The organism is Rhizobium sp. CIAT894 (genome assembly GCF_000172795.2).
Lineage (GTDB): Bacteria > Pseudomonadota > Alphaproteobacteria > Rhizobiales > Rhizobiaceae > Rhizobium.
The window spans coordinates 3,091,745-3,112,340 of record NZ_CP020947.1; the positions used below are offsets into that span (position 1 = coordinate 3,091,745).

A 20,596-nucleotide genomic window follows, 5' to 3' on the forward strand; every position below is an offset into this window, starting at 1 on the left:
ACGGCTATACAAAAATATATGAGAGTTGAACCGAACTGGGATTTCTACCGCAGTTTTCTAACCGTGCTGCAGCAAGGGTCGCTTTCGGCCGCTGCCCGCGAATTGGGGTTGACCCAGCCGACGATCGGTCGCCATGTCGATGCCCTGGAACTGGCGGTCGGCGCCGAACTCTTCATCCGATCGCCGAATGGCCTGCTGCCGACCGACGCCGCATTGGCACTGAAGCCTTATGCCGAGACACTGGCGGCAACCGCCGCGGCACTTTTGCGCACAGCATCCGGCCAGCGCCAGCACGTGGCGGGAACCGTCAGGGTCAGCGCCAGCGAGGTCATCGCCGTCGAAGTATTGCCTCGGATTCTCGGACCGTTGCAGGAGACCCATCCCGAACTCCAGATCGAGCTCTCTGCATCGGATACGATCGAGGATCTGGTGAACCGGGAGGCCGATATCGCCGTGCGCATGGCCGAGCCGCAGCAGGATGCGCTCGTCGTGCGCCGCATCGGCGATATTCCGCTCGGCTTCCATGCCCACCGCCGCTATCTCGAACGGCACGGCATCCCGGAAACCATCGCAGATCTCGCAAACCACCGGCTCATCGGCTTCGATCGGCAAACGGCCTATGTCCGCACGGTGATGAAACGCTATCCGGTACCGGAGGGCATCAAATTCTGCTACAGAACCGACAGCAATCTTGCCCAGCTTTCGGCGATCCGCGCCGGCGTCGGCATCGGCATCTGCCAGACCGGGCTCGCCCGGGAAAATCCCGACCTGGTTCACATCCTGCCCGACGCGTTCAAGATCCCGCTCGGCACATGGGTGGCGATGCATGAGAGCCTGAAGACTTCGCCGCGCTGCCGCGCCACCTTCGACGCTCTGGTCAGAGGGCTGCAAGACTATCACCGATCTTCGATCAGCACATGACCCAGCATCCGGCTCGACCGGTGAGGAACCTATCGAAGGAGGTGGGTTTTCCGGGGTTGTGCCATCGCGCATCCGCAGGCGGCGGCTGATTATGCCGCGCTCGAATGAAGGCTGGCAGCCGGATTGGGGATGAATGGCGATCGTCGCGCGAGCGTCGATAGGCGATAGGTCGCATCAAATGCGTTGTGAGGCCTCGGCCGCGCGGCCCTTCCACTGGCCGTCCACCACCTCGGTTTCCGGCCGATCGCCGCCCTCGGCATATTCCTCATGCCACTTGCCGTTCTCGTCCTGCCAACTGATCTCGGCGGAATCGCCGCCGACCTGCTGTTCGTCCGCGACGATGCGCGCGGCTTCGAGCGCCTCGGCATGGGTCGGGAATGCCTCGGAATAGACGCCTCCGAGCCTGTAGGCCCACCCGCCGTCATGCGGCACGACTTCGTAGACCACCTTGATCATGCATCCGTCTCCTCATCTTTGTTGCGCATTCGCACGCTTCCGGACAGGATCCGGATCATCGCGGCCGCTTGACGAGAATTCGAGGACGCCGCGATCTGCTTTCCGGCCCCGATGACATTCAGTATTCCATTAAACGCCGAAGACTGCAAATCGGACTGAATGGAGGCTTGCTTGATATGCGAAATCAGCGGCTTAGATAAAACGCATGAATCGGTGCGGGAGCTAAGTCTTGGGGATTGCATCACGCTTGAGCGAAGAGACGTTTCTGATCACCGCACTGGTCGTTGCAGCGATCGCCTATCTCTTGGAGCACACGGTGATCGAGATGGGACGCGGCGTCGCGCTGATCGCAGCCGCCGCCCTGGTCGGCACCATCGTTCTCGCCTCGATCCGCGTTGCCCATCACGCCGAGCTGCTCGCCGTCAAGGTCGGCGATCCCTATGGCACGATGATCCTGACGCTTTCGGCCGTCGCCGTCGAGGTCATCATCCTCGCAATCATGATGAGCGGAGAGAGTTCGCCGACACTGGTGCGCGACACGATCTATTCCGCCCTGATGCTCGATATCAACGGCATTCTGGGCCTTGCCGCCCTGCTCGGCGGCCTCAAGCACGGCGAGCAGCCCTATAACGACAATTCCGGCAAGACCTACGGCGTCATGATCCTCACTGCCATGGGCATCTCGATGATCGTGCCGGAATTCGTGCCCTATCATAAACTGCACTATTATTCCGCCTTCACCATCGTCGCGATGATCACGCTCTATGGCCTCTTCCTGCGCATGCAGGTCGGCCAGCACAGCTATTTTTTCAGCTACAGCTACCCGCGCTCCGAACGCAAGAAAGAAAGCCCGGAGGAGCATGGATCCGAGGAGTCGGCCGCGATGTCGATCGTGACCATCCTTGCCGGCGTCGTCATCATCGGCCTGCTGGCGGAGTTCATGTCGACCTTCATGACCGAAGGCCTGCGTGACAGCGGCGCGCCAATCGCGGTGACGGCGGTCATCGTGGCGGCGATTTCGGCCGCGCCCGAAATCCTGACCGCCCTGCGGGCTGCGCTCAAGAACCGGATGCAGGCGACCGTCAACATCGCCATGGGTGCGTCGCTGTCGACAGTGATCCTGACGGTGCCTGTCATGGAGGCGATCGCACTCTATACGGGCCAGCCCTTCATCATGGCGATGACCCCGGCCCAGACGGTGATGGTGGCGATCACCTTGATTGCCGCGGCGATCAACCTCAACGACGGCGAGACCAACGCGATAGAGGGCATGACGCATTTCATTCTGTTCGCCACCTTCATCATGCTGACGGCGTTGGGGCTTTGAAGGCTCCCTTCCCCGCGGAGAACGGGAAAGAACGGGCTGTTTAGAGCATGTCGCGCAAAAGTGTGCAGCGGTTTTGCGATAACGACATGCGTAAAACAAGACCTAAAGCGCCAGGAGCGAATCTGAAAGATCGCGACGCGCTTTAGGCGGGCTGTTGGGCGAAGAGCAGGCGTTCGCGGGCTGCGAACCATTCTTCGGCGTAATCGTCGTTCTTGTATTGGTCGAAATACGGCCCGCCATCGGTGAAATGGACGTTCTTGGCGTCTTCGCGGTAGTCGTATTCGTTGACGAGGTAGTTCCACGTCACCGGCAGTTCGCCGATGAGGTCGTCGTTCTCAAGCCACTTGAATTGGTGCAGTTGCAGGCCGGTCGCCGTGTTGACGTAGTCGCGCGTCAGCGCGCGGCATTTGTCGTTGTTGAAGAGAATGAGGCTCGACCAGTTCTTCTTTTCGTATTTGGTCTGTGTATGGCCGAGGAACTTCGTGTCGATCTTCGGCTGATAATCGTGTTTGACGCACATGGCGGCGTAGCGATCGTCGCGCAGAGCCCAAAGCTCGGCGATATCGGCGCGCATCAGCATGTCGCAATCCATGAAGATGCTCCAGCCCTCGAAACCGCTGAGATAGGGCGTCAGGAAACGCGAGAAGGAGAACTCCGTGGATTGCAGCGCGTTGCGCTGACGGGTGAAAATCTCGCCAAGATTGGAAAGTGCAATGGGCGAGAACTCGACCGGGATCGACGACTTCTCGATGATGCTCTGCACGAGAACGTGGTAGGCGACCACTTCCTTGGGATCGAATCCCACAAAAATTCGGACGTTCCGTTGTTCCATTGTCCACCTTGATCGCCAGTATCGGCAACAGCTTGGCCACCCTCGCCTGTTAGCAACGGCCTGCGACAGTCATCTCTTCGACTTTTCGAGAAAACGCTGTTTGCGGGTTTTCGGTTTAAACCGCCGAAAGAAATTGTCGACGGCGCGGATGAATTTAGTGACGGACATCAGCCTGTCGATCTGGCTGTTCGTATTGTCCAGCCGCTCCGACAATACCTCAGCCGCAGTCATCGCGATCTCGATCGGCGGCACCTCAGGAAACCGTTTGGCAAGCGCCGAATAGGGGCTCGCATCGACGCCGCCCATCATCGAGATCGAACCCATGCGCGCAAAGAGACGCAGGAAAATCTGCTCGAACGTCCAATCGTGAACGTCGAACACCTTCCACTTCTCGCTCCGCTTCGCGGAAAAGCCGGCAAGCAGGATCTTGCCCGGCAACTGCAGATCGGCGAGCCACAAGGCTACCGCAAAGCCGCTCGTCGCGATCTTGCCGATCGGATAGAGATCGGCGAGCATTTGCGTCAGATCGAGGTGACGAGCCTCAGCGCCTTCGAAGCAGTTCTTTTCGCTGAGATTTTCCTCGACGGAGACCCGAATGTTGACGACGCCGAGGAAATCGTCGCCGCCAAAGAAGCGTAGGACATCTGCCGCCTCGCGCCGGTGGACGATATGGGCGCCCATCACGTCGCTGCGGGCAACCAGCATGGAATGACCGACGAACGGTTCGTCGAGCACCTTGTAGACCTTGTTGAAGAAGACGTAGAGCGCCGTCTCCGGCAATTCGCTCCGCAACCGTTTGAGATCGACCGCCTCACTGTTTGCCACCAGCACAATATGGGAATAGCGCGACAACAGCGCCTTCCACGCTTCCGGCGTCAGGAAATTGAAGCCGCCACCCGGAGCGGTCGTAGCCTTGTTATCGCTGGGGATTGCTTCCATATCGCCTCACATGCACTTTCCAAGGACGACGCGCTCCGTCCGCCCGACTAGCTGTTGCTGAAATAGGCGCGCATCCGGGCAAGCCGCATCAGCCCGCCGATCTGCTTTCCCACATGCGAGAAGAAGCCCGCCACTCGGTCCATCATCGACGGCTGCCGGCAGAAAGACGCCCAGGGCGTGTTGCGAAGATCTTCGGCATAACGATCGGCCATCCGCCGGTGCACCCAGGGAACGTTCGCCTGCCACGGCTTCTTGCGGCCGGTAAAATGAAAGATGGCAGGCCGGTCGACGAAAGGCAGCAAGCCCGTCTGCGTATTCCAGCGCGGATCGAGCACCAGCCAGTCGCTATCGAAAGTGACGTTCAGCGCATCCTGGTCGTTGTTCTCGAACAGGTGCGACCGCTCCTCGAAGATTTCCCGGGTCCTGGCGAAAAGCCCCCTCGCCCGGCAGACCGACCAATCGAACAGCAGTACGCCGGCATTGAAGTAGCGGCCGCGCTCGCCCATGCCGATCTTGCGCTGGCGCGCGCCGGCCTTTTCGGGAAAGGCCATGACATAGTCGTCGACGGCAGCAAGCGCCCTGCCTTGAAAATCGAGGGCGAAGAGTTCATCGACGGATGCCACCGCGAGCACATCGGCATCGAGGTAAAGCAGACGCTCGATATGGTCGGGTATATCCCGATCCATATAGAGCCGCGCCAGCGTGGCGGCGGACCAGCGGCCCCGCGCCTGGAGACCGGTATCGGGCGTCTTATATGGCAGCACCTTGATCGCCATACCGTGAAGCCGCCCAAAATTGTCGATCTCGGCGACCTCGTTCGGCTTTAGGTCGATGCCGAGAAGCAGGAACTCGACACCTGCATTCGCCAGATTGCGCTTGACGGAAAGCAGAGTACAGCAGGCGGCCGGCAGCATGTTGACATCCGAACAGACGATGACGGCACTCTGCTGCAAAATCCGGCCCCCCGAAGCGGTAAATTGAACTTGATGCCGGATATCTAGTTGGTTTGGCGTCCGCCCGCAACCGCAGAACACCCGCCCCACCGGCACTCCTCGTCACGTTTTGAATCGGAATTCAACGACTTGCGAGGCGAAGCGGATTCAATGCGGCAACGTGTTGAATCGGGATGTGAGTTATAGTCGCACTGCCAGAGGATGACCGACGAGCAACCGGTCGACGGTGGCGAGTTGCAAGCCTTCGACCTTGCACTGCGCCAGCAACAGCCGATCAAAGGGATCACGCGTCTCCGGCTCGGGGTCGGCGGTGGTGATGACGTGTGGGATATCGACAGGCAGGATCGTCAATCCGGCTTCCCGGAGATAGACGGGAATGGTCTCAAGCGGCAATCCCGGCTGCAATTTGCCAAGTCTTGTCTTGATGGCAATTTCCCAGAGGCTGGCGACACTGACGAAACCGCTGGCGGCCCCGTCTGAAAGCAACTGCTCGACACGCGGAAAGCGGTCGGTCAGCTTCTTCTGCGCGATAGCAATCACCATATGAGTATCAAGCAGCACACGCATGGTCACGGCAGCGGCTTCAGAAGGAAATCTTCCGGCAAAGGATCGTCGAAATCGTCGGCAATATACATCTCGGTCCTCGTGATACCCTTGGAACGGAGATAGGCCTCGCCGGCCTCCAGATTCAAACCGCCGCGTTTCTGATGCGGCACCAGATCGAATACCGGCCGGCCGTTCCGCGTCACGACAATGGTCTCGCCTTCCTCGACCTCGCGAGCAAGCTCGGTCAAGCGGTTCTTCGCATCGCGGATGGAAACAGTCTTCATGACACCAAATGTAGCCACATGCAGCCACATCGTCAACGGCGGATAAATAAAAGGCCCACCGTCACCGGCAGGCCTTGGATCGAAATTATCGCAGTTCGTTTTTACTTGCAGGCGCCGCAGAAGCGTTGGATGCGACGGCAGGCTTCCTCAAGCAGATCTTCCGATGTCGCATAGGAGATGCGGAAGTTCGGGCCAAGGCCGAAGGCCGAGCCGTGAACGACGGCAACGCCTTCCGATTCCAGAAGCTCGGAAACGAAATCCTCATCGGTCGCGATGACCTTGCCCGAGGGCGCCGTCTTGCCGATCAGGCCTTTGCAAGAGGGGTAGACGTAGAAGGCGCCTTCCGGCACCGGGCAGACGATGCCCTTGGCCTGGTTCAGCATGGAAACGACGAGATCGCGGCGGCCTTCGAAGATCTTCTTGTTCGCAGGAATGAAGTCCTGCGTGCCGTTCAGCGCTTCGACAGCCGCCCACTGCGCGATCGACGTCGCACCCGAGGTCTGCTGTCCCTGGATCATGTCCATGGCCTTGATGAGCTGGAGCGGGCCGGCGGCATAGCCGATACGCCAGCCGGTCATGGCATAGGCCTTGGAAACGCCGTTCATCGTCAGCGTCCGGTCATAAAGACTGGGCTCGACCTCCACGGGCGTGACGAACTTGAAGTCGCCATAGGTCAGGTGCTCGTACATGTCGTCGGTCAGCACCCAGACATGCGGATGCTTGACCAACACGTCGGTCAGCGCCTTCAGCTCGTCATGCGTATAGGCCGCACCCGTCGGGTTGGACGGCGAGTTGAAGATGAACCATTTGGTCTTCGGCGTGATCGCCTTTTCGAGATCGGCGGCCTGGAGCTTGAAATTGTGCTCTTGGGTGGCCGAAACGAAAACCGGCGTACCGCCGCAAAGCGCCACCATTTCCGGATAGGACACCCAGTAAGGCGCCGGGATGACGACCTCGTCGCCGGGGTTCAGCGTCGCCATGAAGGCGTTGAACAGGATCTGCTTGCCGCCGGTGCCGACGATCGTCTGCTCCCAGGAATATTCCAGGCCGTTCTCGCGCTTGAACTTGGCGGCGATCGCCTTGCGCAGCTCAGGGATACCGGAAACCGGCGTGTACTTCGTCTCGCCGCGGTTGATCGCGTCGATGGCGGCCTTCTTGATATTCTCGGGCGTATCGAAATCCGGCTCGCCGGCGCCCAGCCCGATCACGTCGCGTCCTTTCGCTTTCAGCTCGCGCGCTTTCTGGGAAACGGCGATGGTGGCTGAAGGCTTCACACGGGAAAGAGCATCGGCAAGGAAGGCCATGATATCGGTCCTATTGGTTGAAACAGGCAGAAAGCCGGGACCGGAGTTCTGCGGTTAGCTCTATGTCCAATGTATGACGGCATTTCAAGCGCAAAGGCGTCATCGAGACATGATTCTTATTGATCGTTTCGCCGCACGGGCGAGCCCGCCCGCCCCGCGCGTATCGGGCGTTGGGGAGGGCACGGTTAGAAATGACGGACGTCCGGGAACCGATCAGGCGGAAGGTCGGCAATAACGGCAGCAGACGATCAGTCAGGACATTGCTCGCCGCCACCAGCTGAACCTCGACACGGCGATCTCAAGCTATCAGTACCGCGAACTCGTCATCGCCACCAATAAGCCGCAACAAATGCCGCGCGCCGCCGCAATTCGGTCGTCAGCGCGCCGAGATCGAAGCATCATCTGCCGGTCTCCGAAATTGGTTATTGAGGGTATGCCAATGTTTCTGGACGATGAGTTTGCAATCCGGCTCATGCGCATGCGCCGGATTTCCGTTTTATTTCTTGTCGCCGTCACCGCCTTTATTGCCTGCATCGCGGCGATACCAGGGCTTGCCTCCGCCGCCCGCGCCGCCGAGACGCAGCAGGTCTCCACCGAGTTCGCAGCCCTTGTCCGGCCAAATGGCGTCGCCATCGATGTCTCCGGTCCGATCGCTGACGCCGCCACCATGATCGCGCAGAAGTCCTCGACCGTGAACCGGCCGAAGACGGCAACGCGCGCTGACGAACAGATCGCCCGCGGCCTCACCCTGCTGCTCCTGGCGCTGATGGCGGCGAGCGGGCTGGCAGTCTGGCGTCGTCGCCTCAAGGGCATTGTCATGATCGGAGCCAAGCGCGATGGTCGCTAGATCAGTTGCAAATGAGAGTGAGGGAGCCGCCGAATTCGAGCCGCTTCCGACTTATCTTGAACTCGCCCTGGCCGCCGCCACGGCCCACGACGCGCCGAAGAGGCGGCGAAGGAAAGGTTTTTTCCTCTGGCGCCTTTCCTCGACCGAAAGAGCGATCGCCTTTGCCATTGCCGGTCTTGCCCTTTACGGCCTGGCGCTGATTGGTGATGGTTTCCTGCTGAAGGCGAAGGCCGAACTGATCGACATCAAGACGACAGGTTCCGTTCAACCGGCAAACACAAAGCCGTTATTGCAGTCCGAATGAGGGTTGAAGCCACCCTCTCCCCACTCCACGTTCATCGTGAGAGACGACGGGGAAGCCAATGAAGAGAATGTCCGCCTTCCATTTCGCCGCAGCACTGGTCCTGTTCGGCGCCGTATCGGCGGGTGCGGCCGATACCGTCAACACACAAGGGCCTGCCGTCCGTGTCGACAAACTGGCCGATGGCCTCGAGCATCCCTGGGCGGTCGAAGTCTTGCCCGATGGCGCCTATCTCGTCACCGAGCGGCCGGGCCGCATGCGGATCGTCCGCGACGGCAAGCTCTACGACCCGATCGGCGGCGTGCCCAAAGTCAGCGCCCGTGGCCAGGGCGGTTTGATGGACGTGGCGCTTGCTCCGGACTTTGCCAAGAGCCGCAAGCTCTATTTCACCGCCGCCATCGCCCATGGGCAGGGTTCCGGCACCGAAGCCTTCAGCGCGACACTTTCCGCGGACGAGACGACGCTCGAGGCGGTGACGCCTGTCTTCACCATGCGGCGCTTCACGTCAGGCAACATCCAATATGGCTCGCGCATCGCAATCGCCCCCGACGGCACGCTCTTCATCAGCGTCGGCGATCGCGGCGACCGCGACCGCTCGCAAGACTGGCAGGACGATGCCGGCTCGATTATCCACATCAACACCGATGGCAGCATCCCGGCGGACAATCCGTTCAGGGACGGCGGCAAGGCGCTGCCGGAAATCTGGTCGAAAGGCCACCGCAACCCGCAGGGCATCACCTTCGACGCCAAGGACGGCAAGCTCTACACCGTCGAACACGGCGCGCGTGGCGGCGACGAGATCAATCAACCCGAGGCGGGCAAAAATTACGGCTGGCCGATCATCACCTACGGCCGCGACTATTCGGGCGCCGAGATCGGCGAAGGCACAGCCAAGGAAGGGCTGGAACAGCCGCTGCATTACTGGGATCCGTCGATCGCGCCGGGTGCGCTCGCCGTTTATCGCGGCGCGATGTTCCCGGAATGGGACGGCAATTTCCTCGTCGCAGCGCTGAAGTTCCAGCTGCTCTCACGCATGCAGCGTGACGAGAGCGGCGCCTTCATTGCCGAAGAGCGCCTGTTCGAGGGCGAATACGGCCGCATCCGCGATGTCATCGTCGCGCCCGATGGCGCACTGCTGATGGTGACGGACGAGGACAACGGATCGCTGCTCAGGGTTTCGCGTACTGAGGCCAATAACGGCTGAAAGATTACAACGCGCCGCGCAATTCCCTGCGGATGACGAATTTCAGCCCCGACCAGATTTCGTCGACGGCGCAGACTTTGACGTCGACAAGGCCTGTGGGAAGAAGGATCTCTCGCAACACGTCCTCGGTGACATCGGTCGGCACCCGCGAACTCTTCTTCGGCCAGGAGATCCAGAGCATGCCGTCCGGTTTGAGAGCACGCAAGAGCATTGGCGCGATAGCCTCCAACGCCTCTCGTTCAGTCACAAACAGATGCATATAATCGAACGCGCGCCGAGGCGTTTCGGGAAGCGCAAGGGCGACCGAGGCAAAACCATCGAAACCATGGATGTTGTCAATCGTTTCGGGAACGCCGAGAAGGGCAGCCGTCTGCCCGCGCACAAGGCCGAGCTTCCTGGCGAGCGGCGTGCCCGAATAGCCTGCCATCCCGGGCGTCGTCGCCATATCGTCGGCCAGCCGGCCCTTTTCGCCTTGCATGCCCTCATCTCCATCGCCAAGTGTGAAGTCTTCACCCTTGCCTCTAGGAAATGCAACTGCTAACCGCTTGGGCATATCCCTTCCCCTTGAGGACGACATGACGCGCGCTCAGGCGAACCTCCTCCTATTGCTTGCGGCCGCCATTTGGGGCGGCGGCTTCGTCGCGCAATCGACGGCGATGAAGGCGATCGGCCCCTTCTGGTTCATCGCCCTGCGTTTTGCCGTCGCCACATTGGCCGTGCTGCCCTTCGTCGCCTTTGAAGCGCGCAAAGCCAAGGTAAAGACAAGCCGACGCCATGCGAAACTCTATGTCCTCACAGGCCTTGCCCTTTTCAGCGGCGCCGCCACGCAGCAGGTCGGGCTGCAGACGACGACGGTGACGAATTCCAGCTTCATCACCGGTCTCTATGTCGTCTTCGTGCCGCTGATCGCCGTGTTCTTCCTGCGCCGTGCCCCGCATTGGGTCATCTGGCCGGGCGCGCTGATGGCGCTCGCCGGCATCTATCTTCTGTCCGGCAGTCATCTCTCGGGGCTTACATCAGGTGATCTCCTGACCGTCGTCTGCGCCGTATTCTGGGCAATACAGATCACCCTTGCCGGCACGACCGTTTCTGCGACCGGCAGGCCGCTCGCGCTCTCGGCCACGCAATTCGCCGTCACCGCGGTCTGCGCATTTGCCGTTGCCGCAGCCGTCGAACCGATCACCCTGTCGGCGATTTGGGCCGCAGGACCGCAGATCCTCTATGTCGGCATCTTCTCCTCCGGCCTCGCCTTCGTGCTGCAGGTGATCGCCCAGCGCTATACCACGCCCTCGCAGGCCGCGATCTTCCTCTCTTCCGAGGCATTGTTCGGCTCATCGCTCGCGGCTCTCCTGCTCGGCGAGACGATGTCGGCGACGGGATATACAGGTTGTGCGCTCATGTTTATCGCTATGCTTGTAGTCGAGCTCGTACCCGGATTGGCTCGCCGCCGCCTGCCGGCCACCTGAACACGCGTCCAAATATGGGTGGATGTCGGATTCCAAAAAAATTTTAGGAAACCCGGAAAGCCCGTTTACGTTGCATTTTTGGGAAAATCTGCTCGGAACTTATATTGCAGACGATATAAAACGTTAATCATTCCCTATCTTCGAAGAAAATTTTGCGTTTTTGCGCAAATCGGATATCCGCAGGGGTCTGCCCCACACGACAGGCTGAAAACTTTTGCTTGCCAAAATCCTTTAAACGCAGCACTCTCAGCGCGTTCGGGCATTTTGCGAGCATGGGAAGTCCTTAAGTATTTGCGCGCCGGGAACGCTAATATCCCGGTCAGCCGGTTCCGAAAATGGCGGGCGAAAGTCCTGCCTGGAGCAGGCCGAGGTAGAGGGGACCTTTTTCTCACATTTCAAGAATTGCCTGCCAACGCCCCCGCAAGGAGGCAATGCTATGATGCTGCCCGTGTGGATGGCGGGCAGAGAGAAAAGGACCTGAGGCATGGCAGAGACTGGCACTGTAAAATTCTTCAATACCGACAAAGGTTTCGGCTTCATCAAGCCGGACCGGGGCGGCGCCGATATCTTCGTTCACATTTCTGCCGTTCAAGCCTCCGGGCTGGCCGGCCTGACGGAAAACCAGAAGGTAAGCTTCGACACGGAGCCGGATCGCCGTGGCAAAGGCCCGAAGGCCGTCAATCTGCAGATTGCGGGCTGAACCCTTAACAAGGCTGTCGAATTCGAGTTGAAGCCCGGCAGCAATGCCGGGTTTTGTCGTTCAGCCTTCGTTCAGCTATAACTCTTTAGGACTATGACCATCGAGAAGGAGCCGGCGTTCGGTTTCCGGGATTAGGACTTGATGGTTATGAACAGGCTTGCCAAAACTCTTCTGCTGACGGCAACGGCTGCCGCGCTCACTCTCTCCGTCATCGGCGAAGCTTCGGCCGGTGATCGCCACTGGCGCCATCATAACAACAACGACGCCCTCGTCGGCGGCGCCGTCGGCCTCGCCACCGGCCTGATCGTCGGCTCGGCGATTGCCAATAGCGGCCCGGTGTACGACGAACCTCGCTACATCGATCCGCCCTACGAGCCGGGATATTACGAGCCCGCTCCGGTCTACCGCGCACCGCGCCGCGTCTATGTCGAGCAGCCGCAATATGTCGAACAGCCGAGATATTATGCGCCTGTTCGCGCCTCGGTGGAGCCCTGGTCGCCACAATGGGAGCGTTATTGCTCGTACCGTTACCGCTCCTTCGATCCGCGCAGCGGCACCTATATCGGCAGCGACGGCCGCAGCCACTTCTGCACCGCCGGCTGATTGCTCAATCACTCCTGATCCGAAGCGCCGCTTTTCAGCGGCGCTTTTGTTTTTCGTTTAGGCCGGAATGCGGATCGTTGCTCTCAAGCCCCCGAGCGGGCTGTCGCCGAGGGTGACGTTGCCGCCGTGGCTGCGGGCAATGTCGCGGGCGATCGCAAGGCCGAGGCCGGTGCCCGAAGCATCGAGGTTGCGCGCCGTGTCCAGCCGGAAGAACGGCTTGAACACGTCCTCGCGGTTCTTTTCCGGAATGCCCGGCCCGTCATCGTCGAAAACCACCGTCAGCCATTTGGCGTTGTGCTTGGCCTCGATGTCGAGCCTGCCCGCATAACGACGCGCATTCGAGGCCAGGTTGGTGACAAGACGCATGAAGGCGTTCGGCCTGACCGATATGTCGTCGTCGCCTTCGATGGAATAGTTGAATGTCTTGCCGTGCAGGGCGAAATCGGATTCCAGCTTGGCGAAGATCTCGCTGAGCTTCAGCTCGCCGACATCCTCTTCGACCTCGCCGCGTGCGAAGGCCATATAGGCCTCCAGCATCGTCTGCATATCGTTGACGTCGTCGTTCAGCCCATGCAGGTCGGGATTGTCGCCAGCCAGCGCCAGTTGCAACTTGAAGCGGGTGAGGATGGTGCGCAGATCGTGGCTGACGCCGGAAAGCATCGCGGTGCGCTGCTCGATTTGCCGCTCGATGCGCTCGCGCATCAAAATGAAGGCAAGACCGGCACGGCGGACCTCGTCGGCACCGCGCGGATAGAAATTGTCGGGTTTCTGCCCTTTTCCGAAGCTTTCGGCCGCGCGCGCCAAGGTCAGGATCGGCCGGATCTGCCCGCGCAGGAAGAGAATCGAGATGCCGATCAGCACCAGCGAGGTGCCGACCATCCAGACGATGAAGATATGCGTGTTCGAGGCATAGGTCTGGCTGCGCTTGGTCAGCACCCGCAGAATCTTGTTATCGAGCTTGATGCGAATCTCGACGAGATTCGAGTTGCCGACCGTGTCGATCCAGAAAGGCCGATGGATCTCGTCGGTGATCTCGTCGCTGAGGATGCCGTCGAGGATCGAGAAGAACGGCTTGACGCGTGGCGGCGGCAAATCGCCGTCCGGCTCGATCGAGATCTGCAGGCTGAGCTGGTCGCGGGCGATGCGGATGATCTCGCTATAGTCCGAATTCTGCGGGTAGGTCTCGATGATCTCGATGATCGCCGCGATGTCGCGGGTGACGGCAAGCGACAGCCGCTCCGTGACCATCTGCCAGTGGCGCTCCATGAAGACGGCGGCGACGACCGATTGCAGCAGCACCATCGGAATGATGATGATCAGCAGCGAGCGCGCGTAAAGCCCGGTCGGCAGCCGTCGGCGCAGCCAGCGCACGATCCAGCGCCAGCCCGGCTCAGAAGTGCGGTCTTCCCGCCGCAAGCTGTCGATCGTCGCCATCAGCGCCGGTCCTGATCTTGAGTTTAATCGATGCTCAGCCTGTATCCGATGCCGCGCACGGTCTGCAGCCAGACGGGATTGGCGGGATCGTCCTCGATCTTACGCCGTAGCCGGTTGATCTGCACGTCGATCGTCCGCTCGCCGACCTCGGTGTCGTTGCCGATCAGTTCATGGCGGGGAATCGTGTCGCCGGCGCGCCGTGCAAAGAGCAGCATGATTTCCTGCTCGCGGTCGGTGAGCCGGATCACCTCGCTGGCTTTCTTCAGCTCCTTGCGGGTGAGCGAGAAAGTGTAGGGGCCGAACATCACCTGTTCGATCTTCGGTCCCTCGCCGCCGGCATTGCGGCGCAGGATATTGTTGATGCGCAGCACCAGTTCGCGCGGGTCGAAGGGCTTGGAAAGATAATCGTCGGCGCCTGCCTCGAGGCCTTCGATACGATTGCCCGACTCCGCCAGCGCCGTCAGCATGATGATCGGCACATTCTTGATGGCGCGAAGCCCGCGGGTGACCTCGATACCGGATTCGCCGGGCATCATCACATCCATGATGATCAGGTCGAAATCCAGGCCCGCCAGCTTACGCTGCGCCTCGGCGCCGTCGGCGGCGACGGTAACGCGGAAACCGTTCTCGGCGAGGTAACGGTTGAGCAGCGCGCGGATACGCGAGTCGTCGTCGACCACCAGCAGATGCGCTGCATCGTCGGAAATACCTGTCTTGACCGCCATTCAATCCGCCTTCTGTCTATCCCGCATCCCTCTGAGGAAAGCTTTTACGCCCTCCCGCACCTCCGCAGAAGCCCCTTCGAATGCCCGCTCAATGCGGCGCGATTGCGGCTCGGCAAGGGCAAGCGCCAGCTCTCGCCCCGATTTGGTCGGATAGAGCTTGCGCTGTCGCCGGTCCTCGGGGCCTGCCACCTGGCGAATATAACCTGAATCGACCAGCTGTTTCAGCACCCTTGCAAGGCTCTGTTTGGTGATCTTCAGCGTATCGAGAAGATCGGCCACCGTCATGCCGGGATTGCGGTTGACGAAATGCACGACGCGGTGATGCGCCCGGCCGAAGCCGCTCTTCTCAAGGATGGCGTCAGGATCGGAAACGAAGTCGCGATAGGCGAAGAAGAACAGCTCGATGATCTCGAAATCGATGATGTCGGTATCTTCCATCGGCGTGGCCAGCGGCTCTGGTTTGCCTGCTTTCGGGCCGGTCTGTCCTGACACTCGGCATTTCCTTTCTCATTCCGCACATATCTTCGGAAACCAAGGTCCGCCCGCAACTTCCGACGCAACAAAACAATTCCCCTTGCGTCTGTGGATAAAACGTAATGGGGGCAACAATCAACAGACATGGCGCATGAAGGGCATCCGGCCCGATATCGCCGAATGCCATTGTCGCGAGACTGCGCCCTGTACCTCCGAAGGCAAGGGCTGCGGGGATGTGACGATGCTCGATTATCGCGGCCAGGTCGCCGAACCGACCGGGCCAACATCTTCTTCGTCGAGGACGGCGTCATACACGCCTAACCCGTATCGCTTCACGCGGTCGACGATCTCCGAAACCCTGATCGACCACACGATGACGGAAGTCTGTCCGGCGGCGGTCGCCGCCGGATAAGATCCGTCACGTGCTTAGTCCGGCCGGAGAGTCGAGCCTTACCGATGCGCCCGCGCCATGATCAGTCCGGCGAGCGTCGAGAGAATGCCGCCGCCGATCAGGCCGCCGATGCCGTCAGCGATCAGGCCGGTCATCGCCGCTTCCCCGCCGACCATGCTGAGCAGCATGCCGCCGCCCACACCGCCGATCGCGCCGGCGATCGTACGGGCGACGACATTCATCGCCTGTTGTTTCAATGCGGCGCTCGCAGCATTGCCGCCGATGGCGCCGGCAATCAATTGCGTGACGAGCGGAAGTAACGCTTCCATGATTTCCTCCTCTGGCGATCTCCCCGATCGCCGATCCATACCGAACCTTCGGTATATTAGAATTTTATCATATTTTAGGAAAATGCGTGAGGAAAAATCAACCCATACGGGATTAAGGCGGCGGGAGGAGAGACAGGGGCGGAGGCGGCCGGACGACCGCCTCGTTTTGCATTTTGCCGATCACGTCACTGATAGACATAGACGATCCGGCGCGTACCCGGATCGACCAGCACCGGCCGGTCGTTGATCCTGGTATAACGATATTCGTAGTCCGGAATCGTCTGGAAGGTGACGCCGGCGGGCACTTCCGCACCGACGACGACATCGCCGCCGAGCTGCACCGTCTGGCCGGGGTTGGTGTCGATATAGGTGCGAACCGTTTCCGGCGGAGTGACGGTTTCGACCGCCCCGACGGGACCGATCAATTCGTCGCCCGGCGCCGGCTGCGGGTCGGCGGGGACGACACTGGCGGTCGACTCGTAGGTCACGACGGGAACACCGATCTCGGCGCGGTGCTGTTCGACGATAACGGGGCTGCCGCCGCTGTCGACCTGCAGATAATCGGCATAGACCCAGCCGCGCATGCCATTGACGTCGACACGGCACCAGCGGCTGCCTTCGATGCAGCCGTCGAGCACGGCCGTCGAGCCACGCGTGGCAAGACCGACTGCCGGATATTGCGGGCCGGGGCCGGCGCGGACGTTGAGATCATTGACGGTCGTCGCCATCATCTCCGCCTGCGCAAGACCGCCGCTCGCCAGGAGCACCGCTCCCGCCAGCAGAAAGTTTCTCTTCAAGGTCATATGAGCGTCTCCTTGGTTTCGATGGGCGGACAACGCGTGGGCTTCCACGATGTTCCCATGCACGCCGCAGCGCGAAACCTCGCTTGCGGAGCTCTTCTCGCAAGCGTTTGAAGACGTTGAATAAAGCCTGAATTTTTCGGCCGCCGGCATCACCATCGCGATGCATAAATTCTTATTGCAGCCCGTCTTTTTGCCGTGAGGTTGGCTGCAGAGGCAGAAGATTCCGGCTGCCCTTGCAGCCGTTTCAGATTATACCCTGAGCATCATAGACACCAAGCGAGGCATTTATGGGCATGCTCCAGGCCGGCATCATTCCGGTGACACCTTTCCAGCAAAACTGCACGATCTTCTTCGATCCCGATACCAAGGAAGGCGTCGTCGTCGATCCGGGCGGCGACGTGCCGCTGATCCTTCAGGCGATCGCGCAAAACGGCCTGACCATCAAGGAAATCTGGCTGACCCATGGCCATCTCGATCATGCCGGTGGCGCCAGCGAACTGAAGGAGGCCTTGAGCATCGACGTCGTCGGCCCGCATCAGGACGACCTGCCCCTATTGCAGCGGATCGAAACCCAGGCCGAAAAATACGGCATATCGGGATTGCGCAATGTCCTGCCCGACCGCTGGCTGAAGGATGGCGACAAGGTCTCCTTCGGCGCCCATGAATTCGAGGTCTATCACGCTCCCGGTCATGCGCCCGGCCACGTCATCTATTTCAACCGCGCGCAGAATTTCGCCCATCTCGGCGACGTGCTGTTCAACGGCTCGATCGGCCGGACCGACCTGCCCGGCGGCAATCATCAGCAGCTTCTCGATTCGATCCGCGACAAGGTATTGCCGCTCGGCGACGACGTCGGCTTCATCTGCGGCCACGGCCCCGGCAGCCGCATCGGCGACGAGCGGCGGAGCAATCCGTTTCTGCAGGAAATCAAGCCGCGTTGAGCCTCGGGCAAATCAGGCCACTGGCAAACCAATGCAAAACCCGCGACGTCACCCTCGGCCTTGTGCCGAGGGTCTACGCACGTCAAATCAAGCACCTAAAAATAAACGTTTTTCTGTCAAGCAACGGCAATGATCAAATGCTTGGCACAAGGCCGAGCATGACGCAGGACAGCTTGTCAACGAACTGCTGTGAACGCTCGCTCACATCATCTTCCTGCCGTTCGGCACCGGCTGCTCGACCGCGGTAAGCACGATTGCGCCGTTCTCGTCCTCGAAACCCAGCGTCAGCACTTCCGAGCGGACCGGCCCGATCTGGCGCGGCGGGAAATTGACGACGCCGAGCACCTGCCGGCCGATCAGGCTTTCCGGCGTGTAGTGCACGGTGATCTGTGCCGAGGATTTCTTGATGCCGATCTCGGGGCCGAAGTCGATGACCAGCTTGTATGCCGGCTTGCGCGCTTCCGGAAAGGGGCTGGCCTCGATAATCGTGCCGACGCGAATGTCGACACGCTCGAAATCGGCGTAAGTGATCTCTTCGGCCATGCGGATCTCCCTCAGCCGGCCAGTTCCTCGGCCCGCTTGCGCGCCGCGGCAAGGGCCGCGTCGAACAGAGGCTGCATGCCGTCTTCCGCCATCAGCACGGCGAGCGCTGCCGCCGTCGTGCCGCCGGGAGACGTCACATTCTGCCGCAGCCGCGAAGCGTCGTCGGGGGACTGGTGCAAGAGTTCACCAGCCCCCGCGACTGTTTCCCGCGCAAGACGCATGGCGAGGTCCGCCTGCAAGCCGAGTTTACGGCCTGCCTCCGCCATGCATTCGACGAGATAGAACACATAGGCAGGACCGCTGCCAGAAAGCGCCGTCACCGCATCGATATCGGCCTCTGCGGGCACCCATTCGACCGGCCCCGAGACACTGAGAAGCGAATGAACACGATCGCGCTGCGGATCGCTGACCCCGGCATTGGCAAAGGCGCCGGTGACGCCGCGCCCGACCATAGCAGGCGTGTTCGGCATGGCCCGCACCATGGCGGCTTTACCGAGATGTTTCTCGAGGAAACCAAGCGTCTTGCCGGCCGCGACCGAAACGACGACCGTTTCCGCGCCGACGGCGCTCTTCACATCAGGCAATACCGTCTCCATCACCTGCGGCTTGACCGCCAGGAACAGAACGCTCGCCTTCAGATCCGCCGGAACCGCGGTCAGATGCTTCGCGCCCGCCTCGCCGATCGTCGCAAGCATTGCCGGCGACGGGCCGGGATCGACGACGATGACGGCCGAGCCCGGGACGCCGCTCTTCAGCCAGCCGGAGAGCATCGCTCCGCCCATGTTTCCGGCGCCGATCAGGACGACGGGTTTTTCCGATGAGAAAGCATTCGCCGGCATCTTATGCCTCGCCAACCGTTTCAAACAGCACGGCTTCCATCGCCTTCGCTGCGTCCATGCCGGACCAGACGACGAACTGGAATGCCTGGAAATAGGCCTCGCAGGTGTCGAGTGCGCTGGACAGCAGCACTTCAACCTGGCGGTTGGTCGGCTCCGCACCGCCGGCCAGCAGCAGCGACTGGCGGAAAATGACGACATCTTCCTGGCGCCAGAGGTCGAAATGACCCATCAGCACCTGCCCGTTGATCGCAGAGAGCAGCTTGACCACCTCATTGACCCTGATGTCAGGAACTTTGATATCGAAGGCGCAGCCAAGGTGCAGCGCCTCGAATTCCTCCATCCAGGAGAAGGAGACATGGTAGTCCGTCCAGCGGCCCTCGACCGTCATCGCGATCTCGTCCTCGCCGGACCGTTCGAACGACCAGTCGTTGTTGGATGCAACATACTCGATCATATCGACCGGGTTCGACTGACGCTCGACTTCCAATTCCATCAGGTTCATGCAGCACCTTCTTGACCGGAACGAATGCGACTAACTTGGTGTAGAAACACAAGAAAAGACACACGCAGATACCGGAACCACCACTCGGATGATCGTTGAACCGCTACCAGACTTAACGCAGATAACCTGCCCGGAGCTTACCAAGTCGCTTCGAATCATCATTTAAAATCAGTGTATAATGCCCCTTGCCCCCTGCCAGCCCCCTGAGGGGAAAATAGGCCCGGCCGCTGTGGAAAGGCTCTTCGAAATTCAATTCAGAAGGGAGAATAAGCGACTCTGCGAATTGGCTTTTTTGGCAGTGTCCACAGGTGGAAAACTCACCCGATTTTTTTATGGAAGATGCGGCACGTGAGAATAAGGCCGTGCCGCATCTTGCGTCATATCGAGGCTTTGAAGCGTGCCGCTGTTTTGCGATCACGCTGCGCGCAAAGACCTGAAGCGCGGGTCAGGCAAATCTGAAAGATCGCGACGCGCTTCAGCGCCCCTCGCCAGCAAGCTTCGCCTCGAGTGCCGCGATGCGGGCAGCAAGCGCCTCGTTCTCGTCGCGCGCCTTGATCGCCATCTCGCGCACGGCCTCGAACTCCTCGCGCTTGACGATATCCATGCTGTTCAGCCAACGCTCGGCCTGGGCGTTGAAGGCGGTTTCGATCTCCTTGCGGACGCCCTGGGCGGCACCGGCCGCATCGGTCATCAGCTTGGCGAATTCGTCCATGATGCGGTTCGTTCCGGTCGTCATGGCGTTTTTCTCCCTTGGCATGTGGTGAATTCAGCCCTTCAGGGCCTTGAGAATTGAGGTAGGGCTTCGCCATCGGCGATGCAAGCGCTTTGCATCGGATAAGCTTGCCGGAACCGGCCGGAAAGAGCGATCACGAACAATGGACTTGACCGTCCAGGATCGCAGCGGCATGTTCCGCCGACCTCAACGGATGGGA

General features: G+C 60.5%; 25 protein-coding genes and 2 pseudogenes. 10 read left to right on the top strand and 17 right to left on the bottom strand.

Annotated features, from left to right (window positions below; translation table 11 throughout):
• Nucleotides 1-18 precede the first annotated feature (18 nt).
• Nucleotides 19-921, top strand: a complete 903-nt coding sequence (locus RHEC894_RS15325) for a LysR family transcriptional regulator (RefSeq protein WP_085737903.1) — start codon at nt 19-21, stop codon at nt 919-921.
• Between the two features lie 174 nt (nt 922-1,095).
• Here RHEC894_RS15325 and RHEC894_RS15330 read toward each other — a convergent pair whose 3' ends face one another.
• Nucleotides 1,096-1,377, bottom strand: coding sequence for a DUF2188 domain-containing protein (locus RHEC894_RS15330; RefSeq protein WP_085737904.1), 282 nt, complete (start codon nt 1,375-1,377; stop codon nt 1,096-1,098).
• Nucleotides 1,378-1,606: 229 nt separating this feature from the next.
• Here RHEC894_RS15330 and RHEC894_RS15335 point away from each other — a divergent pair, with 229 nt between their 5' ends.
• The gene (locus RHEC894_RS15335) at nt 1,607-2,704 is read left to right on the top strand and encodes a calcium:proton antiporter (protein ID WP_085737905.1); all 1,098 of its coding nucleotides are present in this window, start codon (nt 1,607-1,609) and stop codon (nt 2,702-2,704) included.
• A gap of 142 nt (nt 2,705-2,846) precedes the next feature.
• Here RHEC894_RS15335 and RHEC894_RS15340 read toward each other — a convergent pair whose 3' ends face one another.
• The 6 genes from RHEC894_RS15340 to RHEC894_RS15365 all read right to left on the bottom strand — a co-directional run bounded on the left by RHEC894_RS15340 (nt 2,847) and on the right by RHEC894_RS15365 (nt 7,562).
• Nucleotides 2,847-3,536, bottom strand: coding sequence for a glycosyltransferase (locus tag RHEC894_RS15340; RefSeq protein WP_085737906.1), 690 nt, complete (start codon nt 3,534-3,536; stop codon nt 2,847-2,849).
• A 69-nt stretch (nt 3,537-3,605) separates the two neighbouring features.
• The gene (locus RHEC894_RS15345) at nt 3,606-4,475 is read right to left on the bottom strand and encodes a 3-deoxy-manno-octulosonate cytidylyltransferase (RefSeq protein WP_085737907.1); all 870 of its coding nucleotides are present in this window, start codon (nt 4,473-4,475) and stop codon (nt 3,606-3,608) included.
• A gap of 47 nt (nt 4,476-4,522) precedes the next feature.
• Entirely contained in the window at nt 4,523-5,428 is a 906-nt protein-coding gene (locus RHEC894_RS15350) for a glycosyltransferase family 8 protein (RefSeq protein WP_085737908.1), read from the bottom strand.
• A gap of 180 nt (nt 5,429-5,608) precedes the next feature.
• The gene (locus tag RHEC894_RS15355) at nt 5,609-5,995 is read right to left on the bottom strand and encodes a type II toxin-antitoxin system VapC family toxin (protein WP_085737909.1); all 387 of its coding nucleotides are present in this window, start codon (nt 5,993-5,995) and stop codon (nt 5,609-5,611) included.
• 2 nt (nt 5,996-5,997) lie between these two features.
• Nucleotides 5,998-6,258, bottom strand: coding sequence for a type II toxin-antitoxin system prevent-host-death family antitoxin (locus RHEC894_RS15360; protein WP_011652922.1), 261 nt, complete (start codon nt 6,256-6,258; stop codon nt 5,998-6,000).
• 101 nt (nt 6,259-6,359) lie between these two features.
• Complete coding sequence (locus tag RHEC894_RS15365; RefSeq protein ID WP_085737910.1) at nt 6,360-7,562, bottom strand: pyridoxal phosphate-dependent aminotransferase; 1,203 nt, start codon at nt 7,560-7,562, stop codon at nt 6,360-6,362.
• Nucleotides 7,563-8,163: 601 nt separating this feature from the next.
• Between RHEC894_RS15365 and RHEC894_RS15370 the strand changes: the two are divergent.
• The 3 genes and pseudogenes from RHEC894_RS15370 to RHEC894_RS15380 all read left to right on the top strand — a co-directional run.
• Nucleotides 8,164-8,409 (top strand): annotated as a pseudogene (locus tag RHEC894_RS15370) (marine proteobacterial sortase target protein); the annotation flags it as partial.
• A pseudogene (locus RHEC894_RS15375) lies at nt 8,399-8,647 on the top strand (class GN sortase); the annotation flags it as partial. The pseudogenes RHEC894_RS15370 and RHEC894_RS15375, both read left to right, overlap by 11 nt.
• Nucleotides 8,648-8,771: 124 nt before the next feature.
• Nucleotides 8,772-9,914, top strand: a complete 1,143-nt coding sequence (locus tag RHEC894_RS15380) for a PQQ-dependent sugar dehydrogenase (protein ID WP_085737911.1) — start codon at nt 8,772-8,774, stop codon at nt 9,912-9,914.
• A gap of 4 nt (nt 9,915-9,918) precedes the next feature.
• Here the strand turns inward: RHEC894_RS15380 and RHEC894_RS15385 are convergent, their stop codons facing one another.
• A complete protein-coding gene (locus tag RHEC894_RS15385; protein ID WP_085737912.1) occupies nt 9,919-10,392 on the bottom strand; it encodes a DUF3052 domain-containing protein in 474 nt (157 codons plus the stop codon).
• 97 nt (nt 10,393-10,489) lie between these two features.
• Here RHEC894_RS15385 and RHEC894_RS15390 point away from each other — a divergent pair, with 97 nt between their 5' ends.
• From RHEC894_RS15390 to RHEC894_RS15400, 3 genes are all read left to right on the top strand, one after another.
• Nucleotides 10,490-11,380, top strand: coding sequence for a DMT family transporter (locus RHEC894_RS15390; protein ID WP_085737913.1), 891 nt, complete (start codon nt 10,490-10,492; stop codon nt 11,378-11,380).
• A 484-nt stretch (nt 11,381-11,864) separates the two neighbouring features.
• Complete coding sequence (locus tag RHEC894_RS15395) at nt 11,865-12,080, top strand: cold-shock protein (RefSeq protein ID WP_003561293.1); 216 nt, start codon at nt 11,865-11,867, stop codon at nt 12,078-12,080.
• 147 nt (nt 12,081-12,227) lie between these two features.
• Nucleotides 12,228-12,683, top strand: a complete 456-nt coding sequence (locus tag RHEC894_RS15400; RefSeq protein ID WP_085739007.1) for a BA14K family protein — start codon at nt 12,228-12,230, stop codon at nt 12,681-12,683.
• 57 nt (nt 12,684-12,740) lie between these two features.
• Here the strand turns inward: RHEC894_RS15400 and RHEC894_RS15405 are convergent, their stop codons facing one another.
• The 3 genes from RHEC894_RS15405 to RHEC894_RS15415 are packed head-to-tail and all read right to left on the bottom strand — an operon-like array spanning nt 12,741 to nt 15,334.
• A complete protein-coding gene (locus RHEC894_RS15405; protein ID WP_085737914.1) occupies nt 12,741-14,117 on the bottom strand; it encodes an ATP-binding protein in 1,377 nt (458 codons plus the stop codon).
• A gap of 23 nt (nt 14,118-14,140) precedes the next feature.
• Nucleotides 14,141-14,842, bottom strand: coding sequence for a response regulator transcription factor (locus tag RHEC894_RS15410; protein ID WP_010068070.1), 702 nt, complete (start codon nt 14,840-14,842; stop codon nt 14,141-14,143).
• Nucleotides 14,843-15,334: a MarR family transcriptional regulator gene (locus RHEC894_RS15415; protein WP_085737915.1), complete on the bottom strand. Its 492-nt coding sequence runs from the start codon at nt 15,332-15,334 to the stop codon at nt 14,843-14,845.
• Between the two features lie 133 nt (nt 15,335-15,467).
• On the opposite strand from RHEC894_RS15415, the gene RHEC894_RS15420 reads away from it, so the two are divergent.
• Nucleotides 15,468-15,728, top strand: a complete 261-nt coding sequence (locus tag RHEC894_RS15420) for a hypothetical protein (protein WP_085737916.1) — start codon at nt 15,468-15,470, stop codon at nt 15,726-15,728.
• Between the two features lie 38 nt (nt 15,729-15,766).
• Here RHEC894_RS15420 and RHEC894_RS15425 read toward each other — a convergent pair whose 3' ends face one another.
• Complete coding sequence (locus RHEC894_RS15425; RefSeq protein WP_085737917.1) at nt 15,767-16,036, bottom strand: hypothetical protein; 270 nt, start codon at nt 16,034-16,036, stop codon at nt 15,767-15,769.
• A gap of 185 nt (nt 16,037-16,221) precedes the next feature.
• The gene (locus tag RHEC894_RS15430) at nt 16,222-16,839 is read right to left on the bottom strand and encodes a DUF1236 domain-containing protein (protein ID WP_085737918.1); all 618 of its coding nucleotides are present in this window, start codon (nt 16,837-16,839) and stop codon (nt 16,222-16,224) included.
• 287 nt (nt 16,840-17,126) lie between these two features.
• Between RHEC894_RS15430 and RHEC894_RS15435 the strand changes: the two genes are divergently transcribed.
• Nucleotides 17,127-17,780, top strand: coding sequence for an MBL fold metallo-hydrolase (locus RHEC894_RS15435; RefSeq protein WP_085737919.1), 654 nt, complete (start codon nt 17,127-17,129; stop codon nt 17,778-17,780).
• Nucleotides 17,781-17,981: 201 nt separating this feature from the next.
• Here RHEC894_RS15435 and RHEC894_RS15440 read toward each other — a convergent pair whose 3' ends face one another.
• The 4 genes from RHEC894_RS15440 to RHEC894_RS15455 form a co-directional block, all read right to left on the bottom strand.
• On the bottom strand, nt 17,982-18,323 hold the full coding sequence (locus tag RHEC894_RS15440; RefSeq protein ID WP_010067003.1) for a tRNA-binding protein: 342 nt from the start codon (nt 18,321-18,323) through the stop codon (nt 17,982-17,984).
• 11 nt (nt 18,324-18,334) lie between these two features.
• Nucleotides 18,335-19,162, bottom strand: a complete 828-nt coding sequence (proC, locus tag RHEC894_RS15445; protein WP_085737920.1) for a pyrroline-5-carboxylate reductase — start codon at nt 19,160-19,162, stop codon at nt 18,335-18,337.
• Nucleotide 19,163: 1 nt separating this feature from the next.
• Nucleotides 19,164-19,664, bottom strand: coding sequence for a YbjN domain-containing protein (locus RHEC894_RS15450; protein WP_085737921.1), 501 nt, complete (start codon nt 19,662-19,664; stop codon nt 19,164-19,166).
• Between the two features lie 475 nt (nt 19,665-20,139).
• The gene (locus tag RHEC894_RS15455) at nt 20,140-20,400 is read right to left on the bottom strand and encodes an accessory factor UbiK family protein (protein WP_010065892.1); all 261 of its coding nucleotides are present in this window, start codon (nt 20,398-20,400) and stop codon (nt 20,140-20,142) included.
• Nucleotides 20,401-20,596: the final 196 nt, after the last annotated feature.

Bases quoted from the DNA above. Each gene is read 5' to 3' on its own strand.
- RHEC894_RS15355 (WP_085737909.1), bottom strand. From the start codon at position 5,995: ATGCGTGTGCTGCTTGATACTCATATGGTGATTGCTATCGCGCAGAAG.
- RHEC894_RS15330 (WP_085737904.1), bottom strand. From the start codon at position 1,377: ATGATCAAGGTGGTCTACGAAGTCGTGCCGCATGACGGCGGGTGGGCC.
- RHEC894_RS15380 (WP_085737911.1), top strand. From the start codon at position 8,772: ATGAAGAGAATGTCCGCCTTCCATTTCGCCGCAGCACTGGTCCTGTTC.
- RHEC894_RS15390 (WP_085737913.1), top strand. From the start codon at position 10,490: ATGACGCGCGCTCAGGCGAACCTCCTCCTATTGCTTGCGGCCGCCATT.
- proC (WP_085737920.1), bottom strand. From the start codon at position 19,162: ATGCCGGCGAATGCTTTCTCATCGGAAAAACCCGTCGTCCTGATCGGC.
- RHEC894_RS15420 (WP_085737916.1), top strand. From the start codon at position 15,468: ATGAAGGGCATCCGGCCCGATATCGCCGAATGCCATTGTCGCGAGACT.
- RHEC894_RS15345 (WP_085737907.1), bottom strand. From the start codon at position 4,475: ATGGAAGCAATCCCCAGCGATAACAAGGCTACGACCGCTCCGGGTGGC.
- RHEC894_RS15425 (WP_085737917.1), bottom strand. From the start codon at position 16,036: ATGGAAGCGTTACTTCCGCTCGTCACGCAATTGATTGCCGGCGCCATC.
- RHEC894_RS15430 (WP_085737918.1), bottom strand. From the start codon at position 16,839: ATGACCTTGAAGAGAAACTTTCTGCTGGCGGGAGCGGTGCTCCTGGCG.
- RHEC894_RS15405 (WP_085737914.1), bottom strand. From the start codon at position 14,117: ATGGCGACGATCGACAGCTTGCGGCGGGAAGACCGCACTTCTGAGCCG.
- RHEC894_RS15365 (WP_085737910.1), bottom strand. From the start codon at position 7,562: ATGGCCTTCCTTGCCGATGCTCTTTCCCGTGTGAAGCCTTCAGCCACC.
- RHEC894_RS15400 (WP_085739007.1), top strand. From the start codon at position 12,228: ATGAACAGGCTTGCCAAAACTCTTCTGCTGACGGCAACGGCTGCCGCG.
- RHEC894_RS15395 (WP_003561293.1), top strand. From the start codon at position 11,865: ATGGCAGAGACTGGCACTGTAAAATTCTTCAATACCGACAAAGGTTTC.
- RHEC894_RS15450 (WP_085737921.1), bottom strand. From the start codon at position 19,664: ATGAACCTGATGGAATTGGAAGTCGAGCGTCAGTCGAACCCGGTCGAT.
- RHEC894_RS15440 (WP_010067003.1), bottom strand. From the start codon at position 18,323: ATGGCCGAAGAGATCACTTACGCCGATTTCGAGCGTGTCGACATTCGC.
- RHEC894_RS15455 (WP_010065892.1), bottom strand. From the start codon at position 20,400: ATGACGACCGGAACGAACCGCATCATGGACGAATTCGCCAAGCTGATG.
- RHEC894_RS15410 (WP_010068070.1), bottom strand. From the start codon at position 14,842: ATGGCGGTCAAGACAGGTATTTCCGACGATGCAGCGCATCTGCTGGTG.
- RHEC894_RS15435 (WP_085737919.1), top strand. From the start codon at position 17,127: ATGGGCATGCTCCAGGCCGGCATCATTCCGGTGACACCTTTCCAGCAA.
- RHEC894_RS15360 (WP_011652922.1), bottom strand. From the start codon at position 6,258: ATGAAGACTGTTTCCATCCGCGATGCGAAGAACCGCTTGACCGAGCTT.
- RHEC894_RS15325 (WP_085737903.1), top strand. From the start codon at position 19: ATGAGAGTTGAACCGAACTGGGATTTCTACCGCAGTTTTCTAACCGTG.
- RHEC894_RS15340 (WP_085737906.1), bottom strand. From the start codon at position 3,536: ATGGAACAACGGAACGTCCGAATTTTTGTGGGATTCGATCCCAAGGAA.
- RHEC894_RS15385 (WP_085737912.1), bottom strand. From the start codon at position 10,392: ATGCAAGGCGAAAAGGGCCGGCTGGCCGACGATATGGCGACGACGCCC.